This is a genomic window from Acinetobacter sp. KAM396, assembly GCF_021602765.1.
GTDB lineage: Bacteria > Pseudomonadota > Gammaproteobacteria > Pseudomonadales > Moraxellaceae > Acinetobacter > Acinetobacter towneri_A.
Window position 1 is genome coordinate 1 of the sequence record NZ_BPPH01000048.1, and the last position, 9781, is coordinate 9781.

At 38.3% G+C, this 9781-nt stretch carries 8 protein-coding genes; 7 read left to right on the forward strand and 1 reads right to left on the reverse strand.

The features are described 5' to 3' along the window. The first annotated feature begins 89 nt into the window (after window positions 1-89). On the forward strand, window positions 90-779 hold the full coding sequence (locus L6C30_RS13690; protein WP_236163284.1) for a PIN-like domain-containing protein: 690 nt from the start codon (window positions 90-92) through the stop codon (window positions 777-779). Window positions 780-826: 47 nt separating this feature from the next. Here the strand turns inward: L6C30_RS13690 and metG are convergent, their stop codons facing one another. Further along, window positions 827-2884 carry a methionine--tRNA ligase gene (gene metG, locus L6C30_RS13695; protein ID WP_236163285.1) on the reverse strand — a complete coding sequence of 686 codons (2058 nt, stop codon included), beginning with the start codon at window positions 2882-2884 and terminating at the stop codon, window positions 827-829. Between the two features lie 277 nt (window positions 2885-3161). On the opposite strand from metG, the gene apbC reads away from it, so the two are divergent. The 6 genes from apbC (at window position 3162) to L6C30_RS13725 (ending at window position 9717) form a co-directional block, all read left to right on the forward strand. Continuing rightward, window positions 3162-4415: an iron-sulfur cluster carrier protein ApbC gene (apbC, locus tag L6C30_RS13700; protein WP_236163286.1), complete on the forward strand. Its 1254-nt coding sequence runs from the start codon at window positions 3162-3164 to the stop codon at window positions 4413-4415. 374 nt (window positions 4416-4789) lie between these two features. Further along, complete coding sequence (locus tag L6C30_RS13705) at window positions 4790-5383, forward strand: LysE family translocator (RefSeq protein WP_019837508.1); 594 nt, start codon at window positions 4790-4792, stop codon at window positions 5381-5383. A 134-nt stretch (window positions 5384-5517) separates the two neighbouring features. Continuing rightward, window positions 5518-6087, forward strand: coding sequence for a dCTP deaminase (gene dcd, locus L6C30_RS13710; protein ID WP_004975507.1), 570 nt, complete (start codon window positions 5518-5520; stop codon window positions 6085-6087). Window positions 6088-6329: 242 nt separating this feature from the next. Beyond that, complete coding sequence (locus L6C30_RS13715) at window positions 6330-8333, forward strand: hypothetical protein (protein ID WP_236163287.1); 2004 nt, start codon at window positions 6330-6332, stop codon at window positions 8331-8333. A 13-nt stretch (window positions 8334-8346) separates the two neighbouring features. Beyond that, entirely contained in the window at window positions 8347-9063 is a 717-nt protein-coding gene (locus L6C30_RS13720) for a hypothetical protein (RefSeq protein ID WP_104852346.1), read from the forward strand. Between the two features lie 33 nt (window positions 9064-9096). After that, window positions 9097-9717 carry a DUF6160 family protein gene (locus L6C30_RS13725; protein WP_236163288.1) on the forward strand — a complete coding sequence of 207 codons (621 nt, stop codon included), beginning with the start codon at window positions 9097-9099 and terminating at the stop codon, window positions 9715-9717. Window positions 9718-9781 lie beyond the last annotated feature (64 nt).

Below are 9781 nucleotides of genomic sequence, written 5' to 3' on the forward strand. Positions count from 1 at the left end.
TGCTGAAAAGGTTGCCGACACATAAAGTGACTCAGATTGAAGAATTGCTACCACACCGCTGGAAACCTGAACCGAATTAAAAAATAGGCATGGGGTTCAGCGGACGCTTACCGTGGAATGATCCAGTAAGCACAGTATATAAAGAGTTATTTGTCGATCGTATTTTGGATGACTCACATATCGATTTTACCCAACTAGAGAGTGAGTTAGAAAAAAGAAATACCTTATCACTACCACCAGGTTTCAAAGATAAAGGAAAGGATTTAAATGCTTCAGGTGATTTGATAATTTGGAAAGAAATCTTAAAGTGTGCTCAAGAAAAAGATAAACATTTAATATTTATTTCTGCAGATGAAAAGAGCGACTGGTGGCATCAATCTAATAAAGAGGGGCTTTATCCAAGATTTGAATTAGTTGATGAGTTTAGGCGAGAAACAAATGGTAAATCATTTCATATTCTCTCATTATCGAAGTTATTACAGATTTTTAATGCGAGTAGTGCGGTAATTGATTCTGTAGCAGCAACAGAAAATCAGTTATCAAGTGAGTTAAAAGTTTATGATGATTGGTTAGAATATAGGAAGTATTTAAATATTCCAAAAGAGCATAGAATAACTTGTGATCATAAGTCTTGGAAACAAAAACATAGATTAGATACAGATACTTATCTTATTAAAGAATATAATTTAGACAATGAGCTGATAAACACTTATGAACTTTATGACTCTACTAATATGGATCCTCCATTCAATAGAGAGTTGTATGCTGAGAAAAATTAAAAAAAACTCCCTATATTATCTATAGGGAGTTTTCTGAGTTTAAAATTCTAAGAAACTTTATCACCCGCTTTAGCGCCAGATTCAGGTGAGATCACCCAAACACCTTCGCCATTACCAGCGGCAAGTACCATACCATTAGAGATACCAAAACGCATTTTACGAGGTGCAAGGTTAGCGACCATCACCACCAATTTGCCTTTTAAGTCTTCGGGCTGATAAAACTCACGAATACCACTAAACACATTGCGTGGTTCAGCTTCACCAACATTTAAAGTGAGTTGAAGTAATTTATCAGAACCCTCGACAGTTGAAGCTTCTAAAACTTCTGCTACACGGAGGTCAACTTTCATAAAGTCTTCAATACCAATAATTTCAGCTTCACCCACTTTAGGCTCAGGCTTCTTCTCAGCTTTCTTTTCTTTTTTCTTTTCCACTTTTGGTGCTTCAGCAGGTGCGGCTAAAGAATCTTTAGATGCATCTACCATTGCAGCTACCGCTTTCGGATCAACACGTTGCATGAGTGGTTGGAACAACGCAATTTCATGACCGACTAAAACAGTTTTACGTGATTCAAAGTTAAAGCTATCTAACTGTAAGAAGGCTTGAACTTGTTCAGCCAAGGTTGGCAGTACAGGCGCAAGATAAATCGCCAATTGACGGAATAGGTTAATCCCTACAGAACATACGTCATGAACTTGCTGTTCTTCGCCTTCAATTTTGGCTAAAGCCCAAGGCTTTTTCTCATCAATATATTGATTCGCTTTGTCCGCAAGAGCCATGATTTCACGAATAGCAGCAGAGAATTCACGTGCTTCATAGGCTTGAGCAATTGAATCGCCCGCATCAATAAAGCTTTGTACTAACTCAGGTTCTGCACAGCTCGCACTTAATTTGTTATCAAATTTGGTATTGATGAATTTGGCACAACGACTGGCAATATTCACCACTTTACCTACAAGATCAGAGTTTACTTTCTGCACAAAATCATCCAGATTTAAGTCAGAGTCTTCAACTTTATCAGACAGTTTTGATGCAAAGTAATAGCGTAAATATTCAGGGTTTAAATGCTGTAAATATGTTTCTGCTTTAATAAATGTGCCGCGAGATTTTGACATTTTTTGACCATTTACAGTCAAGAAGCCATTTACAAATAAACCTGTAGGGGTGCGATAACCCGCACCATCTAACATCGCAGGCCAGAATAAAGCGTGGAAATAGACGATGTCTTTACCAATGAAGTGATAGACCTCTTTGTCTGAATCTTTTTTCCAATAATCGTCAAAATTCAGGTCGGGGCGTTTGGTTTTTACGTAGTTTTCAAAACTCGACATATAACCAATTGGCGCATCAACCCAGACATAAAAATATTTATTTGGTGCATCTGGAATTTCAAAACCAAAATATGGTGCATCACGTGAAATATCCCAGTCATTTAAACCGTTTTCAAACCATTCATCCAATTTGTTGGCAATTGAAACTGGCAAACGACCTTCATCACGCGTCCATTTTTGCAAATATTCGCCAAAATTAGGCAATTTAAAGAAGTAATGATCTGACGATTTTTCAACAGGCGTCGCACCGCTCAAGGTAGATTTAGGATCAATCAGCTCAGTTGCGTTATAGGTTGTGCCGCAGACTTCGCAAGAATCACCATATTGATCTTCCGCTTTACATTTTGGGCATGTGCCTTTAATGAAACGGTCAGATAAGAACATGCCTTTTTCAGGGTCAAATAATTGCGTGACAGGACGAACGGCAATATTGCCTGCATCACGGTTTTTGACATAAATTTCACTGGCACGTGCGCGGTTGGTATCGCTATGCGTTGAATCATAATGATCAAAATGCACACCAAACCCATCAAAATCACGAATATGTTCTTGCTGCACATTGGCAATTTGCTGTTCAGGGCTAATCCCGTTGGCTTCAGCACGCAGCATGATTGCTGTACCATGCGCATCATCCGCACAGACATAAGTCACGTCATGTCCCATTGCACGCATGGCGCGAACCCAGATATCTGCCTGGATATAACCGAGTAAGTGACCCATATGGATCGGACCATTGGCGTATGGTAGGGCGTTAGTGACTAAAATTTGACGCACGGATATAACTCTCTTAAATAGGGACGACGCAATTCGGGCAATTTTACCTTAGATAGCACATAGATGCACAAGGGATTCCATGAATTCTTTTCAAATCCGCCTAGAAGGCTAAATACAATATAAAAACACACTCTTGGTCTGTATTTGACCATAAATCATGTAAAAACCAAGCAATATACTCAGAATTAAGTGTTTCAGTGAAAGCACGACTTAACCTTATTATGAATTATCGTTACACTATCAAAATCGCGGTATTTCCAAACTTTGGAGTAAATCTATGTCTTGGCTTTCTTCACTTAAATCAGTTTTTTCACCTTCGCATACGGTGAATGAGGAAGCTATTCAGCACGTGCTACAAAGTTATGTCTTGCCTGAATCTGAACATGCCTTAAAAGATCGTATTTCTCAAGTGAATTTGCAAGGTGACATCCTGCAAATCACCATCAATACTTATCCTGAAGAAAAACAACATTTACAACAAATTCATGATGATTTGGCAGATGCATTAGAAAAATGCGGCATTAAAGAATTGAATATGCATGTGATTCAGCAGAAAACTGGACAGAAAAAAGAAAGTTGTGGGAATCAACATGCTGAAGGTCAAAGCTGCTCAACATCGACCACACAGACCACAGCATCTCATTTACCACCAGTGGTGGATGCTGCAGGTCAAAGTTCTATGCAAGAAGCCGATCCGAATAATCCACCGATTCAAAAAGCTGCGCCACAACAACGTGATGTGCCGAAACATCCACGTATTCAAAACGTGATTTTAGTATCTTCAGGCAAAGGCGGAGTTGGAAAATCCACCACTAGTGTAAATTTGGCTTTGGCATTGCAAAAGCTGGGCTTAAAAGTTGGCGTATTAGATGCAGATATTTATGGTCCAAGTATTCCGACCATGCTCGGCAATGCAGGCAAAACTCCTATGATTGAAGCTGAGCAGTTTGTACCGTTAGATGCTTTTGGAATGCCTGTGTTATCTATCGGGCATTTAACAGGTGACCACAATACACCTGTTGCGTGGCGTGGGCCAAAAGCCACAGGTGCATTAATGCAGCTCTTTAATCAAACCTTATGGCCAGATTTGGATGTGTTGATGATTGATATGCCACCAGGAACGGGGGATATTCAACTGACACTTGCACAGCGTATTCCTGTAACGGGAGCGGTGATTGTGACTACACCACAAAATGTTGCCTTAATGGATGCTGTGAAAGGCATCGAACTGTTTAATCGTGTGCAAATTCCTGTGATGGGCGTAATTGAGAATATGTCGACGCATATCTGCTCAAACTGCGGCTACGAAGAACAAATTTTTGGTCAGGGCGGTGGCGATAAACTGGCAGAACAATATGATATTCCGTTGCTTGGGCGTTTACCCTTAAATGTCAGTATTCGTGAGAATGTTGATGCAGGCACACCGTCAGTGATTGCAGGCGATGCTGCTGCCGATAGTTACATTGCGATTGCTCAGAAAATTGCAAAAAAACTGCCTAAAGCTGGAAAAGATCAGAATCGTATTTTTTAATGGGGGAACTCAGCTTGGAATGATCGCGGTTATCGTCATTCAGTTGTCGTCCTTCAAATTTTAAGTGATCCATCTTTAAAAGCTAAGTCACAATATTTTGAAAATTTAGCTCACTTCGGTGGGCTATCTTTTTTTGATTAAAAAACACGCAAACATCTGATTTAAAGGTGTTTAATCTCCAAATACCATAAAAATATTAAGAAAAAATGACTTATAAGTTACCATTCGATTAAAAAATATTTCTTAAATAAGTGGTTGAATAAAAATAATAAATCTAAAATGTTAGACTGATTAAGAATTTGTCTTACAAAATATTTTTTGCCAATTCCAATAAACTATTTTAATCTGCGCTCATTCAGTAGTGAGGTCAATGCATGATTTCATGGTTTTTTATCGGTTTGGTGATCACAATTTTATTGACACCAGGGCCAACCAATACCTTGCTTGCATCATCTGGCATTCAGGTTGGTATCCGTAAATCTTTCCGATTAATTCCAGCAGAAGCATTGGGTTATTTGATCTCTATTACACTTTGGGGTGCCTTAATTGGTACGGTGTCTACCCATCTTCCATTATTGCCCATCATTCTAAAATTATTCAGTGCAAGCTATATTATTTTCTTGGCGATTAAATTGTGGCGTACGGCCAACGTCGAGCAAAGCTTTAATCAACCTACGATCCGTGCCAGTGAGCTATTTTTAGCGACTTTACTGAACCCTAAGGCATTGTTGTTTGCCTCTGCAATTTTCCCAACAATTGCATGGGTAAAAGCAGACTATTATGTCGCACACATGCTGGCATTTTTATGTTTAATCGTGCCGATTGCTTTTTTCTGGACATTTATTGGTTCTGTGCTCGCTAAAAATAAAATTAGCTGGCTCAATCAGTGCAATCTACAAAAAACAGCTTCTATTGTGTTGCTGAGCTTTTCAATTCCATTGAGTTACTCGGCTTTGTTGAGTCTATAAAAGCAAAGTTGTATCTACTGAAAATGATCATTGCACTTAAAAAGGCGATGTGAGGGAAACAGCTGGTTTTCATTAACTTAGATTTCAGTTAAAGTACAGCACAGTTAAACATTCATATTTTGGATAGAAAATAAATGGCAATTAAGTCTGATCGTTGGATTCGCGAAATGAGCGAAAAACACGGCATGATTGAACCGTATGCAGAAAACCAAGTTCGCTTTGATGAAAATGGCGAAAAACTCATTTCTTATGGTGTTTCTAGCTATGGTTATGATGTACGTTGTGCCCGTGAATTTAAAGTCTTTACCAATGTTCACTCAGCAATTGTCGATCCAAAAAACTTTGATGAAAAAAGTTTTATCGATATTGAATCAGATGTGTGCATCATTCCGCCAAACTCGTTTGCATTGGCGCGTACCGTTGAATACTTCCGTATTCCACGCAATGTATTAACAGTGTGTTTAGGTAAATCGACCTATGCACGTTGTGGCATTATTGTGAATGTCACGCCACTCGAACCAGAGTGGGAAGGTCATGTCACCTTAGAATTTTCTAATACAACGAACTTGCCTGCACGTATTTATGCGGGCGAAGGTGTGGCGCAAATGCTGTTCTTTGAATCAGATGAAGTCTGTGAAACTTCGTACAAAGACCGTGGTGGAAAATATCAAGGGCAGACAGGCGTGACTTTGCCTAAAGCATAAACAACAATTATCTATCATATTTTTCTGTTGAAGAAGCGAGCTAATCTGCTCGCTTTTTTTCATTCATCGGAAAGCTGTGCAATTTAGCCAGTTTGTTTTGCATTTGCATAAATATTCAGCATAATTAAATATGAGAATGCTTTGGCATAATCACGTTTTTAAGGATAAAAACACTCAAATAAATAGCCAAGCTGTAGATAAATAAAAAAAGATGCGGAGCATCAGATAAAAGGAAGGTCGAGATGACTGAACACGCAATTACTTACCCTTTTCGTAAGCATTGCTTAGCCACTGCTATAGGCTTACTTTTAGCGAACCCGAGTTATGCTTTACAAGCACTCTCCGATGACTCTTTGTCAAATACCACAGGCGAAGGGGTTGCTTTAGTCCTTGATGACTTCAAAATGGTGTTTCAGCAGCCGAACGACCTATCAACTGGGTCGAGCTATACACGTGGCTTAGAAAACCCAAGTCAATATGATACGGGCTTTATTCGTATTATCCCGACGGGGGAGAATTATCAGAATATTTCAGAACATACCTATAAGAAAGTTTATAATCAGGTTTATGATGCTGAATATTTGGCAGGTGTTTCAACTACATCAACATTATACCAAAGTACCTATACAACGACTTTCAATAACTATAAAACACAAAATTATAGCTCTACAAAAACAGCAGTGAGCAGTGAAATCTCAGTTGGTGTGCGTCAAAGTCTAGTGGCAGAATACTTTGAATCTGACCGAATGAAACAATATTATCAACAGCGTTATAATGACTACTATAATGGTACAATTATTTCTGGATTAACAAATGATGGGACTACCTCATACACGTTAACGGTAGGGCAGGCAAGTAAATCTAGAGAATATGCATCAATAAATACCTATGAAATGATTGAAATTTTATATGGTAATAGAAGTGCTGATACCGTACCTTCAACACAGTGGACGCAAGGGGTTACAAGAGTTAATCATATTGATCCTAAGGTTGCTCAAACTGTAGAAACTGTAACTCAAGAGCGGCTAAACCTTGAGGGTGATAAAGTTGCAAAAGCAGCAGCTACAAATGCAATCAAAGAATTAGAATTATTAGCAGTAGATAACGCAACTCAAGCAGCAAAAACAGCAGCAGCACAAACTTCAGTGGGTTCACTCAGAACCAAAGCAGATGTCTTTATTTATGGTCTGGCATTATCTAAAAGTGATAACTCTTTAAGCAGTCGTTATAGCAATCAGGGTTTTAACTGGGGTTCTGCAGACAATCCATGGTTATTCCGTGCTGGTACAGAAAAAGTAAAACAATTTAAAAATGTAGAAAAAGATGTCGGTTATTTGGCACTTGAGGCACCGCTCGCAACTACAACGCCAACTGAAAGTGATAATAATATTAAATTGGGTTTTTGGACTGATATTTTTTCGCGTCAGTTGAACTCAAGCGCAGAGGTTGATCCGAGCACTGGAGCACCAAAATCGGGTTTAGATAAAGAGCACCGTTTACGTACTCAATTTATTGCCAATGGTTTAAGTTTAAATGGTTCACAGACTCGACTATTTCAGACTTTAGACTCGGATAACCCAAATCATCATCAAACCTTGGGTATGGCAAGTTTATTGCGTTTAAATACCAATGATAATCCTGCGAATTTAAGTTTTACAGACTCAAACTTAGACAGTAAAGGAATTCGCATTAGTACAGCAGCAAAATCAGACACTTTAGATGGAACTGCGGTCACACCAGCAATAGATGGGTCATTAGCACCAGTTTTTCATGATGTAGAAGGTTTGTATTTATACAGTCCAAATATCAATTTAGTTTTAGGGAATATGTATCAGCCTTTTGTGGTTGGTTCTGAGGGCAATAATATTGTGCTGGAAGTAACACGTATTCCGAATGTTCCTGAAATTTACAATAAAATTTATCAAAATTATGAAGATGGAAAGGGTGGATATTTAGGTTCTACAGCATTTACAGGTTCTACCTGTAATGTGGTGAGCTGTGGCTCACCGCTAAAAGCCAATGTCAATGACAGTGCTGCGATGTATCAAGGACGTAATGCGACGCATAGTAGTATTGCAATTGGTACTGTAGAACGCTTGCCAAATAATATGTTGCGTGCCAAGGATCATGATAATGCCACAGGTGTTGTATTTAAAGGTGTGGATGGTACTGCTAAGAATCTAGGTTCAGTTGCAATAGATGGTGTGCTGATTCAGCACCTTAAATTTAAAACAACAGGTCTATAAAAGGAGAATCATCATGTTGAAAAAACTGTTTTGTATTGCATTGATGTGTAGTCCTTTGACCCATGCCAATTTAATTGCACTGGAAAATCATGAATTAACGCAGGCTACTGGCCAAGGTGGAGCAGACCTCAGTTGGACGTTATCGTTAAACCATGAATATGCCGAAAATTTAGAACTCAGCAATATTTCTAAATTTAATGGTGGGACTAAACCTACAGAAGTTTATTATCGCTATAGTAAAAATTGTGCTGACAATAATGTGCTTTGTCGTTTAGCCATTGCACCCAATAACCATGAAGATAATAACGGCAATAAAAAATGGCTGGTATTTAAACAAATTCAGGGCACCATACAAATAGATAAATTTTCTTTAGATGGCACAACCATTATTAATCATAAAAATGACCCACAAACCGCCATGCAGCTTAAGTTTTATGATGATAAGCCGTTAAAGATTAGAAATTTAGGCTTCGCTGCATTATCTATTGAAACAGGTTCTGGGCAGGGAGTAAATGAAGGTTATGCAAATTCAGAGGTATATACCAATTTTCTAGGAAGAAATTATCAACAAGATGGTAGTTATAACTTAGTTCAGCAAGATGTACCTTTGTTTGATCAGGGCGCTGAAAAAGGATTTATGGGCTTAAATATTCACGGCAATATGCACATGTCTGGCAATGTGAAAATATTTAGCTACAACTGTACAGGTTCAGCAGCAAGTCGTTGTTGAATATAGGATGAAGTACAGTATAGGGAAATAAAAATGAAAAAAATAATACAGTTGAATTTATTAACATTGAGCGTACTTTGTGCGCAACAAGTCTATGCTTTAGAGCTGATTGCAGACCAGCATTTGTCTGATGTAAGCGGGCAAGATGGTATTGTAATCACCCATGAAATGTCTAAAGCCACGATTAATCAAGTCAATTGGTATGATCCTGATTTAGTGGCTGGAACTCAACAGGGTTTAGGCTTACATAATGTAGAAATTAAAGGACAGAATAACCAGCCTATTATCAGTAAGCTTGCTTCAGATGTGGGGAAAACTGATGTTGGCGCAGGTGTGCGTATCGATGCGAGCATTGATGCTTTTCAAGCGACCGCAGATTTAAACTTGGTCAAAAAAAACTGTGTCGGAAATAGTTGTACTAAAGAAACACAAAGCTTGGGTCAGTTCGGCTTAGAAACTAAATCACCTTTAAAAGTTTTATTAGAAACCAAAGCAGGTTTATTCAATCAAAATGAAACGGCACATTTAAACTTCCAGTTACAGAATGCCAAAATTAGTCATGGTTTAGGTAAGCATCAATTATCTATGCATGATTTTAACTTTAATTTTGAGAGGTGGTCCCACTTGTTTGAACAACTAAAAGCGTATTTATAAGTGATATTCCGCTCTAGTTAAGCCACCTTGTTTTGTTGGGGTAGCTGATCATAGTAAAACTCAT

Coding starts and splice junctions, on each gene's coding strand:
- L6C30_RS13690 (WP_236163284.1), top strand. CDS start 90: ATGGGGTTCAGCGGACGCTTACCGTGGAATGATCCAGTAAGCACAGTA.
- apbC (WP_236163286.1), top strand. CDS start 3,162: ATGTCTTGGCTTTCTTCACTTAAATCAGTTTTTTCACCTTCGCATACG.
- L6C30_RS13705 (WP_019837508.1), top strand. CDS start 4,790: ATGATTTCATGGTTTTTTATCGGTTTGGTGATCACAATTTTATTGACA.
- dcd (WP_004975507.1), top strand. CDS start 5,518: ATGGCAATTAAGTCTGATCGTTGGATTCGCGAAATGAGCGAAAAACAC.
- L6C30_RS13715 (WP_236163287.1), top strand. CDS start 6,330: ATGACTGAACACGCAATTACTTACCCTTTTCGTAAGCATTGCTTAGCC.
- L6C30_RS13720 (WP_104852346.1), top strand. CDS start 8,347: ATGTTGAAAAAACTGTTTTGTATTGCATTGATGTGTAGTCCTTTGACC.
- L6C30_RS13725 (WP_236163288.1), top strand. CDS start 9,097: ATGAAAAAAATAATACAGTTGAATTTATTAACATTGAGCGTACTTTGT.